Raw genomic sequence first — 16,102 nt, 5'->3', positions numbered from 1 at the left:
GGTAATCACAAAACACTTTTGTTAAAAGTGCAAAAAAACTACAGCGTTAACCTGGGTGCTATAAAGTCTAAAAACGCTAATACTCGTGATGATACACCGCTGTTTTGATAATACACCGCATGCACTTTTTCGCGACGATTAGGGCTCAGTACTTCGCCTTCGAGCACTTTAACTAAACGGCCTGCTTTTAAATCTTCGTTGATCATAAATTCCGACAACAAGGAAATGCCATGACCTTGAATACAAAGCTGGCGCACAGTTTCACCACTTGATGCACTGATTGAAAATTTAAGATCTAAAGGCGTGGTCAGCGGCCAGTGATTTAAATGCGGCGCATCGGTAAAACCAATAAGCTGGTGCGAGGCTAAATCGGTTAGCTCATTTAATGGCGGTGCCGCTTTTAAATAATCAGGGCTGGCAACGAGCTGTAACTTACTAACTCCCAAAGTGCGCGCATGCAAGTTTGAGTCAGCAAGTTCGCCAATACGAATAGCAATATCGGTTTTATGCTCAAGCAAATCGATAATGTTGTCGTGGCTGGTGATCTCAAGTTTTATGTCAGGATAAGCTTGGTTAAAGGCTTTTAAATGTGGTGCTAATTGGTGAAACACAAAAGGACTTGCGGCATCGACTCTTAATTTTCCTGAAGGGGCGCAGTGTAGAAGCTTTAAGGCTTCTTCGCCTTGTGCAAGCTGACTCAGTGCTTCTCTAGCATAGCCTAAAAATAACTGACCTTCTTCGGTCAGCTCAATACGTCTTGTGGTGCGGTTGAATAAGGTAACGTTTAATGATTTTTCAAGCCGAGTTACCGCCCGTGATATTTTTGCTACTTGCTCATCTAAGGCATTGGCTGCACTTGAGAAGCCGCCGGTATCAACCACGCTAATAAATGCTTCTAAATCTTGGGTGTTGGAGATCACGCTCATGGTTTTACCTTTTCATTTTTGACAAAAGTATTTTGTCACTACTGCTATTTTTTGCAAATTTAATTTTAGCCACAATAGCCGCACTTTCAAAATTAAATAGAGGATATGTGATGCCAATAGCATTACTTGCATTAACTCTCAGTGCGTTTGCCATAGGCACCACTGAGTTTGTGATTGTCGGCTTAGTGCCAACCATCGCTGATGATTTAGCGGTTTCGTTACCGAGTGCCGGGCTACTTGTTAGCTTGTACGCATTAGGGGTTGCGGTGGGGGCGCCAGTATTAACTGCGCTTACCGGACGCTGGAATCGAAAACATGTATTACTTAGCTTAATGAGCCTATTTGTAATTGGTAATTTACTGGCTTGGCAAGCACCTAGTTATGGTAGCTTGATCACCGCAAGGATTCTAACAGGCCTTGCCCATGGAGTGTTTTTCTCAATTGGTTCAACCATCGCTACAGGGCTTGTCAGTAAAGATAAAGAAGCTAGTGCCATTGCGATTATGTTTACCGGTTTAACGGTTGCATTAGTAACCGGTGTGCCATTAGGAACGTGGATTGGTCAGCACTTTGGCTGGCGAGCGACCTTTTTAGTGGTGTCTTTACTGGGATTAATTGCACTGATCGGTAGCGCGTTTTTAATTCCGAGCAACTTAAAGCAAAGTAAACCAGCTACTTTGAGTGAGCAGCTAAAAGTAATGGTGCAACCTAGGCTTTTACTGGTGTACTTGATGACCATACTTGGTTATGGCGGCACATTTACTGCCTTTACCTATTTAGCGCCAATTTTAGAGCAGCAAACTGGATTTGCATCAGCCACCATTAGCTTAATTATGCTGGTATATGGGGTATCGGTTGCTGTTGGCAATATCTACGGCGGTAAGTTAGCTGATAAAAAAGGCCCGATTAGTGCGCTGACCATTATCTTTAGTGCTTTGAGTATTGTGCTGTTAGTGCTGACCTTTACCATGCAATCTAAAGTCGCTGCGGTACTGACCATACTTGTATGGGGGGCATTTGCGTTTGGTAATGTGCCTGGGCTGCAAGTCTATGTGGTTAAACTTGCCGAAAAGTTCACACCGAATGCTGTCGATGTTGCCTCAGGGTTAAACATTGCAGCGTTTAATATCGGTATTGCGCTGGGCTCAGTGTTAGGTGGTGTTGTTGTTGAAAACTACTCATTGCAAGACACTGCTTGGATTGGTGCTATCATTAGTCTAGCGGCGTTAATTGCAACACGATACAGCGGTTATTTAGATAAACGTGAGACCCCAAGGCCACAAACAGCTTAAACTAATATATTGATAGTTCGGGGCTTTGTCGTTATTTTAGGTGCATAGTTTGATTATTAGTCAATAACTAAAACCACAAGGAATAACGATGAAGCACCTTTATTTTCTAGCTATTTGCCTGTTAAGCACATTTACTAGCCAAGCAAAGCAAGCTAACCCAGAGCTCACAGCATTAGCACAGCAGTACTTCAATACCATGGTTGCAACACAAGCACCTAATGCTACCAACAAAGAGCTAGAAGCTTTTTTAGCTTTATTAACTGATGATGTAGCAAACCAACATTTACCTTATCAAACAGATGATTCAAGAGAGCCAGATGGCAAAGCGATGATGCGCAAAGGCATGACTTTTTACCTTGGTGCGCACACTGAATACCAAGCAAACTTACTCGATACCTTTATTTTTAATGATTCTGCCATTGCTTTGCGTTATACCCATCATGCTAAAGGTATACATCCGCAAAACCAGCAAGAAATTGAATACACGCAAACCATTATGGATGTGCTCGAAATCGAAGATGGCAAGATAGCGGTTATTCGTAAATACCACGAATGAGCCTCGCTTAACTTTTAGCCTAATATGAGCGCTTTTATAAGCGCTTTTTTATTAAAAATACGCCTGCAATAAATTTTCTCTTTTTTCCGTATTTCAGCCTAAATTCATACTTTTTAGGCTTTATTTTGAATAAATTTAAAACTTTTTTATATTTCGGATAATAAACGTAAGAACAGTGGGTTAGCTTAACTTACGAGTGTAGCTTTGCGGTTGTTTACAATTTGTCAACCTTGAATTGCCATGCTCATTACCTTAACCTTTATTTTAATTGAACGTTCAATCAATAAAAAATTATGCCGAAAGTTGGAATGGAACCTGTTCGTCGTCAGCAGTTAATTGACGCCACAATAGAGTCGGTTGCAGAGCTTGGTTTGCAAGGCACCACCATAAATAGCATTAGTAAAAAGGCGGGCTTATCGTCTGGCATTATCAGTCATTATTTTGGTGGTAAGCAGGGCTTAATTGAAGCCACTGTGCGTTATTTATTGACCAGCTTAAAGCAAGCTCTGATGAACCAAGTAACGCCGCAGACCAGCCCTGAGCAACGATTAATGTTTATCGTTGAAGCAAACTTTTCGCGCATTCAGCAGCAAAGCAATAACACCAAAACTTGGTTGAGCTTTTGGGCGCATTCAATGCACGACGCCCAGTTGCATCGCTTACAAAACGTAAATAGTAAACGTTTATTTAGTAACTTATTAAGCTCATTCAAACAGTTAATGAGCGATAGTGATGCCAAATTAGCCGCTGAGTTAAGTGCAGCCATGATCGATGGTTTATGGCTAAGAGCTGTATTAAGTAAGTCAGACCAAGATCAATTCGAACATAGTGAGCAATTAGCTAAAGACTACATTCGTTCACTGATAAAACAGTATGGAGCCTAAAATGACCACACCTGTTTACGAAAACTTTATTAATGGCCATTTTTTAAAGAATCAAACTGGCGATACCTTTGCGGTTAAGAACCCTGCAACGGATGAAGTGATTTATCACGTTGAAATCGCTGATGAGTTTATTCAAAACGCGGCAATCGAAAGCGCAAAACAAGGGTTTGCAGCATGGTCTGCAATGACGCCAATTGAGCGTAGCCGTATTTTATTAAAAGCCGTGGCAATCTTACGCGAACGTAACGATGAACTGGCAAAAGTAGAAGTACTTGATACGGGGAAGCCTTGGCAAGAAGCCGAGTGTGTCGATGTTGAAACAGGCGCCGATGTTATCGAATATTTTGCTGGTCTTGCTCCTGCGCAAGTGGGTCAGCAACAAATGGTTGGCAATGACTTTTACTACACACGTAAAGAGCCTTTAGGTATTTGTGCCGGTATTGGTGCATGGAACTATCCACTGCAAATTGCGTGTTGGAAATCAGGCCCAGCACTGGCTGCGGGTAATTCGGTTATTTTCAAACCTTCTGAAGAAACACCACTTGGTGCAATTAAACTTGCAGAGATTTTCATCGAAGCGGGTGTACCTGCTGGCGTATTCAACGTTGTGCAAGGCGCTGCTGAAGTAGGGCAATGGTTAACAGCAAACCCAAATATTGAAAAAGTGTCTTTCACTGGTGAAGTAGGCACAGGCAAAAAAGTAATGGCAAGCGCTGCTGGTTCACTGAAAGATGTGACCATGGAGCTTGGTGGTAAGTCACCGTTATTAGTATTTGATGATGCCGATGTATCACAAGCTGTTAGTGCGGCAATGTTAGGTAATTTTTATACGCAAGGCGAAATCTGCACTAACTGTACGCGCATTTATGTGCATAAAAATGTTTATCAGCAGTTTATTGATGAGCTGAAAACACGCACAGAGCAAAATATTATCGCTGGCGACCCAATGGATCCGGAGGTGAATTTAGGGGCGCTTATCTCTAAAAAACATCAAGAGCTTGTACTTGGCTATATCGATAAAGGTATTCAAGAAGGCGCAACCTTACTAACCGGTGGCAAGGCTCTGTCACCTGCATCTGCACCAAACGGTTACTTTGTTGAACCGACCGTTTTTGTCGACTGTAAAGACGACATGACCATAGTTAAAGAAGAGATCTTTGGCCCGGTAATGAGCGTGTTGGTGTTTGATGATGAAGATGACGTTATTCAGCGTGCAAACGATACCCACCTTGGCTTAGCCGCAGGCGTGTTCACTAAAGATATTCAGCGTGCACACCGCGTGATCCATCAATTACAAGCCGGTATTTGTTGGATAAACAGCTATGGTAATTCACCTGCAGAAATGCCAGTAGGTGGTTATAAGCAATCAGGAATCGGCCGTGAAAACGGTATCGAAACCTTAGATCACTATACCCAAACTAAATCGATTTATGTGGGTATGAGCAATATAGAGAGTCCATTTTAATGAGTACACAGAACTATGATTACATCATAGTCGGTGCTGGCTCAGCAGGCTGCGTGTTGGCAAACCGACTATCAGCAGACCCTTCTAATAAGGTGTTATTACTTGAAACGGGCGGTAGTGATAAAAGCATTTTTATAAAGATGCCTACCGCGCTATCAATCCCAATGAATACTGACAAATATGCATGGCAATTTCATACCGAGCCAGAGCCATATTTAGATAACCGCCAGATGCACTGCCCGCGAGGTAAGGTGTTGGGTGGTTCATCATCGATTAACGGCATGGTGTATGTACGTGGTCATGCCAAAGATTTTGATGAGTGGCAGCAACACGGCGCTAAGGGCTGGGATTACCAAGCATGCTTACCGTACTTTAAACGTGCTGAATCATTCTACTTAGGTGGTAACAGTTACCGTGGCGATAACGGCCTATTAGGGGTTAATAACGGTAATGAAATGGCTAACCCGCTTTATAAAGCCTTTATCAAAGCGGGCCAACAAGCAGGTTATGCGCAAACTGATGACTACAATGCAGCCCAGCAAGAAGGTTTTGGGCCAATGCATATGACGGTAAAAGACGGCGTAAGAAGCTCTGCTAGCCGTGAGTATTTAGACCCAGTTAAGTCACGTAAAAACCTAACGCTAATCACCGGTGCTTTAGCTGAAAAAGTTTTGCTCGAAGGCAAAAAAGCCGTTGGTGTTGAGTTTTCAGTGTCTGGCTCTAAGCAGCAGGCATTTGCAGCAAAAGACGTTATTTTAAGTGCGGGCCCAATTGGTTCACCGCATATTCTGCAATTATCAGGTATTGGTGATAAAGATATCCTGAGCGAAGCGGGTGTTGAGGTTAAACATCATTTACCAGGTGTTGGTCAAAACTTACAAGATCACTTGGAGTTTTACTTCCAATATAAGTGTAAGCAACCAATTACTTTAAACGGCAAATTAGGCCTTGTTTCAAAAGGGCTAATTGGTGCTCGTTGGCTATTAAACCGCTCAGGTTTAGGGGCAACGAACCATTTTGAATCATGTGCATTTATTCGCTCAAAACCGGGTGTTGAATGGCCAGATATTCAGTATCACTTTTTACCAGCAGCCATTCGTTATGACGGTAAAAGTGCCTTTGATGGTCATGGTTTCCAAGTTCATGTTGGGCATAACAAACCAAAAAGCCGTGGTGCAGTAACGATTAAGTCGGCGGATCCACAGGTTGCGCCAAAGATCCAATTTAACTACTTACAGCATCAAGATGACATTGAAGGCTTTAGAGCTTGTGTACGTCTAACTCGCGAGATTATCGAACAAGGTGCGTTTGATGAGTATCGCGATGGTGAAATTCAACCCGGTAAAGATGTTCAAAGCGATGAAGAAATCGATGCGTTTGTTCGTCAAGCGGTTGAGAGTGCTTACCATCCGTCATGTTCGTGCAAGATGGGTGAAGACGAGATGGCCGTGGTTAACTCGCAAACTCAAGTACACGGTATCGAAGGTTTACGGGTTGTAGATTCATCTATTTTCCCAACCGTTCCAAACGGTAATTTAAATGCGCCAACCATTATGGTGGCAGAAAAAGCGGCGGACCACATCTTAGGTAAGCCTGTGTTATCGGCATCAACTGCAGATGTTGCTATGGAAAAACAATGGCAATCAACGCAGCGTAGTTCGGAGATCAAATAAGGCCACCCGCAGTTTCGGCTGTGGGGCTTGCAGTGGCGCGCATCACGAGTTGTTTGTGATGCGTTAATGCGAGGAATAAAACTGGAGAAACAATGAAGTATTATTACTTATTTTGGGGGGGTAACTATGACCTTTTGGCTTAGTGCTGGCATCATTTTTACCCTGTTAGCAATTGCGGTTATTTTATTTAAATGGGGTACGGTAAGGTGTGTTGGCGTCACACCGGTTAGAACGTTTACGTTCATTGCAATTTTATTTACATCGGGCCTAGATGTTGGCTTGATTATGTTTCCACTGACAGAGTTTGCAGGTTATGCAGACATAAAAGCAAGCCCAGAGTATGCGTTTGCCAATCCATTAGCCATCGAGTTTGGTTTTTGGGGCTTCTTGATCTGGGGATTTTATTTCCTTACGTGCTTTTATTTCTGCGTAATAGAGCCCAAAGTAAAATTTTTTGAAATTGCTTGGGTAAAACTAATAAATAACATCGTTATTATTGGTACATGCGCATTTACTGCATTTTTACTGCTGTCGAATTTACCTTGGTATTTGCCGTCGCTTGGTGATGGTGAGTCAATTATTCCGACATTCTACTTAATGGTGTTTGCAGCGATTTGTTTTGCTGTGTATTCGAGCACAGACATTAAGTATGTACGCTTTTTAAGTATTTCTACTACTTGGTTGTTTATCGCTTTAATCGCATTTATGTGGTTCGGTGCCTTTGTGGGTTCTGATGCACAAACATCAGCATTTGTTGATAATCTTGCGTTAATTGGCAGCTACTTTGGCAACATCAATGAGTTTGTACTACCACTAAATGATTACCATGCCTTCTACCTGTTTTGGTGGTTTGCTTGGAGCATTATGATTGGTCAATTTACTTCGCGCTTTGTGGGTGGTTTAAAAACTTACCAAGTGCTGGCAGCTATGTTGATTTTCCCGTCTATTCCAATCGCTATCTGGTTTAGTGTTTTGTATCAATACCATGAAGCGGGTATTGCAACAGCAGGCCTGAAAAACATCGCTATGGTGTTTGTTGGTGTGGTGTTTGTGATCAACTCACTTGATTCTTTGATCCGTTTATACACAGATAACCTAAACTTAACGGTGAAACGTTTAGGTAAATTTAATTATATTGCCTTAAATGTGGTGGCGCTTTCATTGTTAACCCTGCTGTTTAAGTTCGACTTTTTACAGATCCAATGGGTTGGTGCGCTCGTTATTGCATTATTTTTCGGCTGTGCTGCGTTTATTGGCTACAGCAAGTTAAAAACAGTGAAAAATATCGAAGGCTCACCAAAAGACAATAAATTAGATTACACAAAAATAGAAACAGTTAGCTAGGGGAAACCAACATGACAACAAGACAAACAGTATTAGCAGCAGCGTTGCCATTGGCATTACTATCGACATCAGCCATGGCTGACTTATCGACTACGGTTACATTGGCATCAGATTACACCTTCAATGGTGTAAGCCAGACTCAGAATGATCCTGCAATTCAAGGTAGTTTAGATTACGCCTTTGCCGATTCAGGTATGTATGTAGGTACTTGGGCTTCAAATGTAGATTTTGGTGAAGGTACTGACATTGAGTGGGATGCTTATTTTGGTAATTATGTTGAGATAAACGATGCCCTTAGTGTTGATTATGGTATTGCTTATTACTCTTACCATGGTGAAGATTACTCAAGCGACGGTAATTATTTTGAGACTTATGCAAAGTTTGGTTACACCAATAGTCTGGGTTTCACAGAACTTAACTTTTGGTACGCTTGGGATTACTTCGGTACCGATGCTGGACATGTAATTTCTATGCTTGCGCATACCTTTGAAATTGCCCCAAATCATGCAATTCGTGCCAGTTTTGATGTATCTAACTCATTAGATGGCAATAAGTTTGCTTGGGATGGTAATGACAAGTCATACAACCATTATCGTTTAGCCTATCAAACAAGCTTTGCAGGTTTTGATTTTGAGCTTGCTGGCGAAAATACCAGCCTAGACTGGGATACCGCAGACGAGCGCATTGTCGCGTCTATTTCACGTAGCTTTGATTTATAAGTAGCGTTTTATTGTAAGGCTTTAAAATGAAACGGCTAACCAAGGTTAGCCGTTTTTTTATGCCTAGAATACTAGAGTATAAGAATTAAATCTCTTCGCCTTCGTGTTGCATCGCTAAATCATCAAGCTCTGCAAGGGTGTAATCAAAGCCACTATTATCGACTTCGTAACGTATTTTCACGCCATAACCACCTTGGCAAAGACTCGCAGTGACCTTAGCCACTGACCAATGCTTAAGCTTGTTTAAAAACCGATTGGCGGTTTGCTGTGAGTCAAAGCGATAACTGACTTGCGATTCCATCTCTTTTCTAGCCTAAAATTTTTTCGAGAGTGTATGAAATTGCTCTGTTTAAATCAATTGCTCATTGAAAAACGCCAATGTGCGTTGCCAAGAAAGCTCCGCCTGTTTTTCATCATACCGAGATGTAGAGTCGTTATGAAAACCATGATTTGCTTGCTCATACATGTGCATAGTGTAAGGCACTTGATGCGCTTTTAAGTCGCTCTCGTATTCTGGCCATGTTGCATTAACGCGTTTATCAAACTCGGCTAAGTGTACAAGTAGTGGAGCTTTGATGTTTTGTCTCAGCTCTTTAACAGCTGGAGTGCCGTAATAGGGCACGCCCGCATTAATTAATTTGCTATCAACTGCTGCTAGGTAGTTAACCATATAACCACCAAAGCAAAAGCCTACCGCACCGAGTTTGCCATTACTATTTGGGTGTCTTTTTATGTATTCAGCTGCGGCAATAAAGTCTTGTTGGATTTTTTGTTTATCCATAGAGCGCTGCATTGCGCGACCTTCATCGTCATTGCCAGGGTAGCCACCAAGAGGGTGTAATGCATCTGGCGCAAAGGCAATAAATCCAGCTTTGGCAAGGCGGCGAGCAACATCTTTAATATAAGGGTTTAAGCCTCTGTTTTCGTGGATCACTAACACTAATGGGTGCTTACCCGTTAAGTTAGCGGGTTCGACTAAATAACCTTTACCTTCGCCATGGCCTTTAAACGAGTCAAAGGTTTTATAGCTGGCTTTGATATCAGGGTCATTAAAGGACACTTGCTCAGCTAATGCGTAGTTTGGCAGTAAAGCGCTACTTAGCATTGCCATTGAATAACCAAGGGCGACTAAGCCACCCAGCTTTTTCATAAAGGTACGGCGGTCCATCAAGCCATGGGCGTATTCATCGTACCAATCGAAAGCTTCTTGGGGAATGTGGTTATGGCGTTGCTCAGTCATACTTATATCCTTTAAAAACGAGTTAGGTTTATAACTTTAGCTGAAATATCAGCGATTAACAGCCAGTTGCTTTGTTTGTATTACCATATCCATAAAGCGGCGCTGCCAAATAGCCTTAAAGGCTTTGTTAAATAGGTATAAAAATATTAGCGGCATTAATAACAGCTTTAAAATTAGTAGAGACAAGATATTCAAAAAGTCGATGAATAAGTCTTCGACGGCTGCCACCATGTTGCTAATGCCAGAGGTGACGGTATCGATAATTTTGCTCACTTGCGATGATTGGTCTTGGTTAAGTGATGCATTTAAGTTTTCTAGTTGTTCGTTTAAGGCGTCTTTGTCTAGGTTCAGCTGTCTTTGCTGGTTTAGTACCGCATTAAACTGCGCTGTTAATTGCTGCTTTTTATCAAGTAATGGCTTGGCTTGTTCAAGCTCAGTAAAGGTCAGTCGCTCAGACAAGCTGCGAGTTGCTTGAATCGCTTCTATTTGGGTATCGACCTCTGTTAGCTTAACTTTGAGTTCTGTCGCTTGCTGGTGGTTCTTAATCTGCTGCTCATTTAATAGAGAGAGCTTGTCGAAGATGGTTTGTTTTTCACTATCGACCTCGGCCTTTAGCTTGGCAGATATGGCCGAGGTATTATTTGCACTGCTATTCACTGTCTCGACTTTCTCGCTCACCAGCTCACTTTGCTGGTTAATTTGCTCATCTAAGAATATCTGGCTGACGAGGCCTGTTGTCAGCACCACCGCAGGCACTAAAAAGCGAATTAAAATCAGGCTCGCCATAATCTTATGACGTAAGTTAGGTAAATAGTTACGCCATTCACAAATAAAGTAAGCGACGACCGAAACAGTAAAAACACCACTAAAAATAACCCCAGAAGAAATGGTGTATAAAATGCGCTGTAAAAATAACGAGCCTATTGCAAGGCGCATAGCATCCGACATGTATTCAGCTAGGTCATTTACTGGGTCGAGTAGTTGTGCAGGTTGAATACTGGCAATACCAATGCCCACTTCGGCTGATTGCAATAGCGATATAGCAGCATTAACTGTACGAGATGAAGCGTACACTAGGGTTGATTGTACAAGGGCGCTGTCGATAAAGTGCATAATGAAATGGTTATAATGCTCTAGCCAACAAAGAAGTAGCAGTATTGTTAGAGATAAATACTTGATAATATGTTGTTTAGTTAGCATAACGCCCCCGACAGTTAGTACGCTTCTTCACGCTACACTATTCATAGCCGTTGAAGCAATCTAATAGGATTGAATTATTTTGCCGATTAACTGTCTATGAATTGCTATTCATCGCTTTAGAGGAAATATGAAAGAACCTGCATCAATTGGCCAGTGCTGTATTGAAGATTTAGATCCCGTGCAAGACTTAGGTCGCTTAGTCTCTTATTTACGTTCAAATCTGGTGACTCATCTTGATAATGCGTTAGAGGATAAAGAGTTAACGTCGGCTCAGTACATTGTGGTTGTGCTACTTGCACGCGGTAAAGTAAATACCTTGGCTGAGCTGTGTGAGCACATGGTGTATGACCGTGGTGCCATGAGTCGCTTACTTTCTCGTTTAGAAGACAAGGGCTTAGTTGCTAAAAAGCAGTCAGTTGAAGATCGCCGTTCAACTCTTTTATGCCTGACTGAAAAAGGCCAACAGCTCTACCCGGAAATTTTACCCACTGTAAATGATATCTATCGCAAAGCACTCACAGGCTTCTCTGATGATGAGCAAAAGCAACTCGCAAGCTTACTGTTTAGAGCAATTCATAATTTAAAAGCATAAATTTCTCTAAGCGGTACATTGTCGCTGTAGATGCATTTTGATAATATAGTTGCCTAGGCATTTAATTTTAACAAGTCCGGGTTGTTATGTTTGAATCATCTTTGCTTGCGCAGCTTCACGCTCAATTTCCAGCTCATCAATTTAGCCCAGAAGGTTTGTCGGTTGTTCACACAGGCCGCTTTGCCAATGCCATTGTCTATCGTTATAAAGACGCGCAATTTGATCTAATTATTAAAGACTTTCAGCACAGCCCGTGGTGGGTGAGAAAAACCATCGCGCCGCTTTTTATCAATCAAGAGTACAAGGGGCTGACACGCCTGCAAGACGTAGACGGAGTGGTCGATAACTTTTGCCGTTTGTCCTCAATTGCCATTGCTTATGATTTTATTGAAGGCACGCCACTTCGCCAGCTTGCCTTGCAACAGCAGCATTTACCGAGTGATTTCTTTAAAGAGTTTGAGCGTTTGGTAGCAAAAATGCATCGCCGCGGGGTGGTGCATCTGGATTTACGTAATTTGGGAAATGTGATTTGTTCAAAAGATGGCAAGCCTTATATTATTGATTTTCAGTCAGCGATTCGCTTTGCACGCTTTCCGCGCTGGTTACAGCGTTTTATGCGTGGTGCCGATATGAGTGGGGTTTATAAAGCATGGCATAAGTTAGCCAAAGACTCGTTACCGCAAGCAAAGGCGGATTATTTGCATGACTTTAATCATGTGCGTAAGCGTTGGATTTTTAAAGGTTATCCGATTCAACGTGCCTATTTGTGGTGTAGCGGAGCAGTTACTCAGATTCTTAATTCTGAATTTGTTCGCAGTCTTTTAGATAGATTGTAAAAAGCGCGCTTGCACGCGCTTAGTGGGGAGAACTAGTATTTAGGCCAACCGTTTGCATCCCAATTCAGGGTGCTGATGAGCAATTTAGGGGTGCCATTGTCACCTGCATCATAGGCATGACGAACAATCACATCGGTATTTAAAATGTCTTGTCCCCCTGGACCTACCCATTGGCTGTTACCCGCATCTAGAATGCTACCGCCGCTAGCTAGCATGTCGGTGCCATTTTTATCTAGGTATGGGCCGCGAATGTCACTAGAGCGACCATATGCAATACGGTAAGTACTATTCGTGCCATCACAGCATTTGCCAACTGAAACAAACAAATAGTAATAGCCTTGGCGATACACTATGGTAGGCGCTTCGATGCCACCAGAGCGACTTGCTAAAGAGTAGATTTGACCAAATGGTTTCATGGTCATTGGGTTAATACGCGTTAGTTTAATACCCGAATTCCATGAACCAAAGGCAAGCCAAGGTGCACCATCTTTTGCCACCACAAGATCAGGGTCAATGGCGTTATAATTATTGCTATTGGTCGTGTTAATGACTAAACCATCATCACGCCAATCACCGGCTGCTACACTGCTTGCTGATGTAAGGCCAATAGCGCTAACACGTGAACCAAAGGTCGAAATCGAATAATAAAGCCAGCTACGACCATTGTAGCTTTTTAATTCAGGCGCCCAGACATCAATTCCATCATGATCTGGCACATAGTTGCTCCACCAGCTTAAACCATTTGAGAAAATCGGTTGCGCATCATTCCAATCTACACCGTTACTTGAATATTTACCGTAGATACCAGGGCCTGTTTGAAAAACCCACCAAGTGCCATTTTCATAGCCAAGGGTAGGATCGTGGGTGACTAAATTACCAGTAAGTGGCCAGTGATCTGCTGCGCCATTGGTTGTGGATGGATCCCAAGGGGTTGATTCAACATTAGCAAGCTTGGTTAGCTGCCACTGCTGTGCATCGCTGCCGTTGTAGCTCCACTGGCTAATATTTGCGCCATCGTTGCCATCAAAAGCATAAAGGTCGAGTGCCTTACCACTGTGATCGTTAATGAAGCTGTAATAGCCGCTACCTTCATCATTAATTTGCCAGTGTTGGCTGGCAACATCAGCATACTCATATTGCACCACATTACCGCCATCAGCAGTCGAGAAGTCAAACACTTCGAGGGCTTTACCACTGTTTAAGTTAATAACCGAATAGTTGCTGCCACCTATGTTAGTGATTAACCAGCGCTGGGTGTCGTGATTAGTGTCAGCCCACTGACTAACATTCGCACCATCGTTGGTTTGCGCGCTGGCTACTTCAACAAATTTAGCACTGTACTTTGATTTAATGGTGTATACGCCATTATCAATCGCATAAGCATTGGGCAGTATGAGTGTTGCTGCCAAGCTGAGTGCAGCTAGGGCTTTTTTTGAAAGTATCATTGTGTCTCCAAATCATTGTTATTGAGCTTTCCTTGTGTGTTCTGCTCCTTGGATGAGTTTTGATCAACACCAATTAATTAAGAGTAATGGTGCAAATGAAAACTATTTATAATACTTTATTATATTATTACCTTTGTAAAGGTTAATGGTAAATTAATTAACAAAAATTTTACCTTCAACTGTTTTGGAAGGGACTTTAGTGTTTAGCTGAGATACAAAAAAGCCACTCAGTGAGTGGCTTTTCGGATGTTATTGAGTAATAAACTGGCTGGGAATATCCCATTTGAGGGTATGCAGTTGGCCTTGCCAAGTTTGGATGGTGATCCACAGTTTATCATCTGCTGATATGGTTTTAGGAGCTATTGCGTGGGCGTGCTGACCATGATTGGTGCCATGCATTATGCCTTCTTCATCTTTAGCAAACTCCGTTAGTGCTAAAGGCGCTTGGCCAATATTTAAATACGCCTGTCGAACATTGCTTATGTCACCTTGATTAAAGGCGATAAAGAAATCCTTCACATACTCATTGTGGTGTGAGTACGGGGCATCTTCATTTAGCGGCATCGGGGCGATTTTAAATTCGCCCGCTTGTTGCTCTTGCCAAAGTGCAGGAAACTGAGGGTTTAATGACTGATAAATAAACCATACAGGTAAAGCCAGTACCACAGCATGTAAAACATACTTTTTACGTTGCCACCAAGTTGCTTGTAAACGAGCCATTAGTTTGCCTCCTGAACGTTATTCACTGGCGCTGATTGGCGCGCTTTTACAGGTTTGTTATTTACTAATTTTGCGGCGTACATCATAAAACCAGTGATCGACATACCACTTAAAATCAAACCAAAGATAAACCAAATAACCTTTGTCCACAGACCGCCAATATTACCGTAATGCAGCGGATCGGCGATATGCGAAAGGGTGAGTAATCCCGACATGGTTTCTGGGCTTTTACTTGCTGCAATTTCACCCGTCCAAGGATTGATTGAAGTTGAGTAAGCGTAGTTATCGTAGAAAATAGTATCGCCACTGCCCATGATATTAAACATGCCGCGGTTATGCTCTGGCAGCATCACATAACTAGGTTTGAAATCTGGGAATTTCTCTTTGGTAATAGCCAGTGCCGCTTTTAAATCGGTTGGCGGTGTTTGTTTATTCGCAGGCAAAGTTGAAACCGCCACGAGCGGTGCATGCTCTTCTATGTCTATTTCGTTATGCCACATGATGGCTTGCACTAAATACCACAGGCCTGTGAGTGCCATTACTGCCATAAACCAAATTGACCAAACGCCACTTAGGGTATGTAAATCTTTTAGGAAGGTTTTTTTGCCTTGGTTAAAACGTAGTTTTGGCTGACTAAATGCACGCCAAAAGTTTTTATAAATCACTAAGCCTGTTACTAGTGCACCTAAAATAACAAAAGCCATGGCGCTGACAAGATAGTAACCTACGCTGTAACCCTCTTGCCAAGGGAAGAATAGCCAGCCGTGCAGGGTACGCATAAATTCAATGAATGAGATCGTTTCATTAACCGCTTGTACTTCGCCAGTGTATTGATTGACGTAAGCCACAGCGTAAGGTTTGTCGGTATCAGTGAAAATAACCGCATTTACCAAGTAAGGCTCATAATTGAGTACACTCATTACATCGGCAGTCGGGTAGGCTTTTTCAACGCTATTAATAACTTGATCAACACCAAGTGCTGGTAAATCATTTGGGTTGTTTGCACGTGCTTCACTGTTGGTCAGCCAAGTAAGCTCATGGCTTATCACAGATACAGTGCCTGTGACGCAAATAAAGCAAAATAGCACCCATACTGGGAGCGAAAACCAACCATGTAGTTGGAACCAAAGACGTTTACTCATGGTAAAAATAGCCCGACGTTAATTGATGATAGTAATTGTTATCATTTAAATTGTACTACAATCTTTTG

Annotated in this window: 16 protein-coding genes; 9 read left to right on the top strand and 7 right to left on the bottom strand. The window is 42.3% G+C overall.

Translation table 11 applies throughout. The features are described from left to right. Nucleotides 1-38: 38 nt before the first annotated feature. On the bottom strand, nucleotides 39-926 hold the full coding sequence (locus IMPJCBKJ_RS20260; RefSeq protein ID WP_166341814.1) for a LysR substrate-binding domain-containing protein: 888 nt from the start codon (nucleotides 924-926) through the stop codon (nucleotides 39-41). Between the two features lie 110 nt (nucleotides 927-1,036). Between IMPJCBKJ_RS20260 and IMPJCBKJ_RS20255 the strand changes: the two genes are divergently transcribed. From IMPJCBKJ_RS20255 to IMPJCBKJ_RS20225, 7 genes are all read left to right on the top strand, one after another. Continuing rightward, on the top strand, nucleotides 1,037-2,218 hold the full coding sequence (locus IMPJCBKJ_RS20255; RefSeq protein WP_054554305.1) for an MFS transporter: 1,182 nt from the start codon (nucleotides 1,037-1,039) through the stop codon (nucleotides 2,216-2,218). Nucleotides 2,219-2,306: 88 nt separating this feature from the next. Beyond that, complete coding sequence (locus IMPJCBKJ_RS20250) at nucleotides 2,307-2,774, top strand: nuclear transport factor 2 family protein (protein WP_054554306.1); 468 nt, start codon at nucleotides 2,307-2,309, stop codon at nucleotides 2,772-2,774. Between the two features lie 293 nt (nucleotides 2,775-3,067). Continuing rightward, nucleotides 3,068-3,658 (top strand): transcriptional regulator BetI, encoded by a 591-nt coding sequence (betI, locus tag IMPJCBKJ_RS20245; RefSeq protein ID WP_166341812.1) that lies wholly within the window; start codon nucleotides 3,068-3,070, stop codon nucleotides 3,656-3,658. Nucleotide 3,659: 1 nt separating this feature from the next. Continuing rightward, nucleotides 3,660-5,123 (top strand): betaine-aldehyde dehydrogenase, encoded by a 1,464-nt coding sequence (gene betB, locus IMPJCBKJ_RS20240; RefSeq protein WP_166341810.1) that lies wholly within the window; start codon nucleotides 3,660-3,662, stop codon nucleotides 5,121-5,123. After that, nucleotides 5,123-6,796, top strand: a complete 1,674-nt coding sequence (betA, locus tag IMPJCBKJ_RS20235) for a choline dehydrogenase (RefSeq protein ID WP_166341808.1) — start codon at nucleotides 5,123-5,125, stop codon at nucleotides 6,794-6,796. The genes betB and betA overlap by 1 nt, the downstream gene beginning before the upstream one ends. Before the next feature lie 126 nt (nucleotides 6,797-6,922). Next, complete coding sequence (locus tag IMPJCBKJ_RS20230; protein WP_054554310.1) at nucleotides 6,923-8,140, top strand: choline transporter; 1,218 nt, start codon at nucleotides 6,923-6,925, stop codon at nucleotides 8,138-8,140. 11 nt (nucleotides 8,141-8,151) lie between these two features. Next, complete coding sequence (locus tag IMPJCBKJ_RS20225; RefSeq protein WP_138600250.1) at nucleotides 8,152-8,859, top strand: TorF family putative porin; 708 nt, start codon at nucleotides 8,152-8,154, stop codon at nucleotides 8,857-8,859. 85 nt (nucleotides 8,860-8,944) lie between these two features. Here the strand turns inward: IMPJCBKJ_RS20225 and IMPJCBKJ_RS20220 are convergent, their stop codons facing one another. From IMPJCBKJ_RS20220 to IMPJCBKJ_RS20210, 3 genes are read right to left on the bottom strand one after another with little or no spacing between them, the layout of a single operon-like run. Beyond that, a complete protein-coding gene (locus tag IMPJCBKJ_RS20220) occupies nucleotides 8,945-9,160 on the bottom strand; it encodes a hypothetical protein (RefSeq protein WP_054554312.1) in 216 nt (71 codons plus the stop codon). A 48-nt stretch (nucleotides 9,161-9,208) separates the two neighbouring features. Continuing rightward, a complete protein-coding gene (locus IMPJCBKJ_RS20215) occupies nucleotides 9,209-10,099 on the bottom strand; it encodes a dienelactone hydrolase family protein (protein WP_166341806.1) in 891 nt (296 codons plus the stop codon). Nucleotides 10,100-10,147: 48 nt separating this feature from the next. Beyond that, entirely contained in the window at nucleotides 10,148-11,299 is a 1,152-nt protein-coding gene (locus IMPJCBKJ_RS20210; RefSeq protein ID WP_166341804.1) for a hypothetical protein, read from the bottom strand. A gap of 127 nt (nucleotides 11,300-11,426) precedes the next feature. Between IMPJCBKJ_RS20210 and IMPJCBKJ_RS20205 the strand changes: the two genes are divergently transcribed. Then, nucleotides 11,427-11,891, top strand: coding sequence for a MarR family transcriptional regulator (locus tag IMPJCBKJ_RS20205; protein ID WP_054554315.1), 465 nt, complete (start codon nucleotides 11,427-11,429; stop codon nucleotides 11,889-11,891). Between the two features lie 86 nt (nucleotides 11,892-11,977). Continuing rightward, nucleotides 11,978-12,727 (top strand): RIO1 family regulatory kinase/ATPase, encoded by a 750-nt coding sequence (locus IMPJCBKJ_RS20200; RefSeq protein WP_166341802.1) that lies wholly within the window; start codon nucleotides 11,978-11,980, stop codon nucleotides 12,725-12,727. A gap of 32 nt (nucleotides 12,728-12,759) precedes the next feature. On the opposite strand, the gene IMPJCBKJ_RS20865 is transcribed toward IMPJCBKJ_RS20200, so the two are convergent. From IMPJCBKJ_RS20865 to IMPJCBKJ_RS20185, 3 genes are all read right to left on the bottom strand, one after another. Further along, the gene (locus tag IMPJCBKJ_RS20865) at nucleotides 12,760-14,172 is read right to left on the bottom strand and encodes a family 43 glycosylhydrolase (RefSeq protein ID WP_054554317.1); all 1,413 of its coding nucleotides are present in this window, start codon (nucleotides 14,170-14,172) and stop codon (nucleotides 12,760-12,762) included. A 249-nt stretch (nucleotides 14,173-14,421) separates the two neighbouring features. Then, nucleotides 14,422-14,892, bottom strand: a complete 471-nt coding sequence (locus tag IMPJCBKJ_RS20190; RefSeq protein ID WP_054554318.1) for a hypothetical protein — start codon at nucleotides 14,890-14,892, stop codon at nucleotides 14,422-14,424. After that, nucleotides 14,892-16,043: a PepSY-associated TM helix domain-containing protein gene (locus IMPJCBKJ_RS20185; protein WP_152967169.1), complete on the bottom strand. Its 1,152-nt coding sequence runs from the start codon at nucleotides 16,041-16,043 to the stop codon at nucleotides 14,892-14,894. The genes IMPJCBKJ_RS20190 and IMPJCBKJ_RS20185 overlap by 1 nt, the downstream gene beginning before the upstream one ends. Nucleotides 16,044-16,102 lie beyond the last annotated feature (59 nt).

This window comes from Pseudoalteromonas sp. MB47 (assembly GCF_011319765.1).
In the GTDB taxonomy this organism is placed as follows: domain Bacteria; phylum Pseudomonadota; class Gammaproteobacteria; order Enterobacterales; family Alteromonadaceae; genus Pseudoalteromonas; species Pseudoalteromonas simplex.
This window is presented reverse-complemented; position numbering and strand designations above follow the sequence as displayed.

Bases quoted from the DNA above. Each gene is read 5' to 3' on its own strand.
- IMPJCBKJ_RS20255 (WP_054554305.1), top strand. From the start codon at position 1,037: ATGCCAATAGCATTACTTGCATTAACTCTCAGTGCGTTTGCCATAGGC.
- IMPJCBKJ_RS20225 (WP_138600250.1), top strand. From the start codon at position 8,152: ATGACAACAAGACAAACAGTATTAGCAGCAGCGTTGCCATTGGCATTA.
- IMPJCBKJ_RS20230 (WP_054554310.1), top strand. From the start codon at position 6,923: ATGACCTTTTGGCTTAGTGCTGGCATCATTTTTACCCTGTTAGCAATT.
- IMPJCBKJ_RS20250 (WP_054554306.1), top strand. From the start codon at position 2,307: ATGAAGCACCTTTATTTTCTAGCTATTTGCCTGTTAAGCACATTTACT.
- betI (WP_166341812.1), top strand. From the start codon at position 3,068: ATGCCGAAAGTTGGAATGGAACCTGTTCGTCGTCAGCAGTTAATTGAC.
- IMPJCBKJ_RS20205 (WP_054554315.1), top strand. From the start codon at position 11,427: ATGAAAGAACCTGCATCAATTGGCCAGTGCTGTATTGAAGATTTAGAT.
- IMPJCBKJ_RS20215 (WP_166341806.1), bottom strand. From the start codon at position 10,099: ATGACTGAGCAACGCCATAACCACATTCCCCAAGAAGCTTTCGATTGG.
- IMPJCBKJ_RS20865 (WP_054554317.1), bottom strand. From the start codon at position 14,172: ATGATACTTTCAAAAAAAGCCCTAGCTGCACTCAGCTTGGCAGCAACA.
- IMPJCBKJ_RS20220 (WP_054554312.1), bottom strand. From the start codon at position 9,160: ATGGAATCGCAAGTCAGTTATCGCTTTGACTCACAGCAAACCGCCAAT.
- betB (WP_166341810.1), top strand. From the start codon at position 3,660: ATGACCACACCTGTTTACGAAAACTTTATTAATGGCCATTTTTTAAAG.
- IMPJCBKJ_RS20200 (WP_166341802.1), top strand. From the start codon at position 11,978: ATGTTTGAATCATCTTTGCTTGCGCAGCTTCACGCTCAATTTCCAGCT.
- IMPJCBKJ_RS20190 (WP_054554318.1), bottom strand. From the start codon at position 14,892: ATGGCTCGTTTACAAGCAACTTGGTGGCAACGTAAAAAGTATGTTTTA.
- IMPJCBKJ_RS20210 (WP_166341804.1), bottom strand. From the start codon at position 11,299: ATGCTAACTAAACAACATATTATCAAGTATTTATCTCTAACAATACTG.
- IMPJCBKJ_RS20260 (WP_166341814.1), bottom strand. From the start codon at position 926: ATGAGCGTGATCTCCAACACCCAAGATTTAGAAGCATTTATTAGCGTG.
- betA (WP_166341808.1), top strand. From the start codon at position 5,123: ATGAGTACACAGAACTATGATTACATCATAGTCGGTGCTGGCTCAGCA.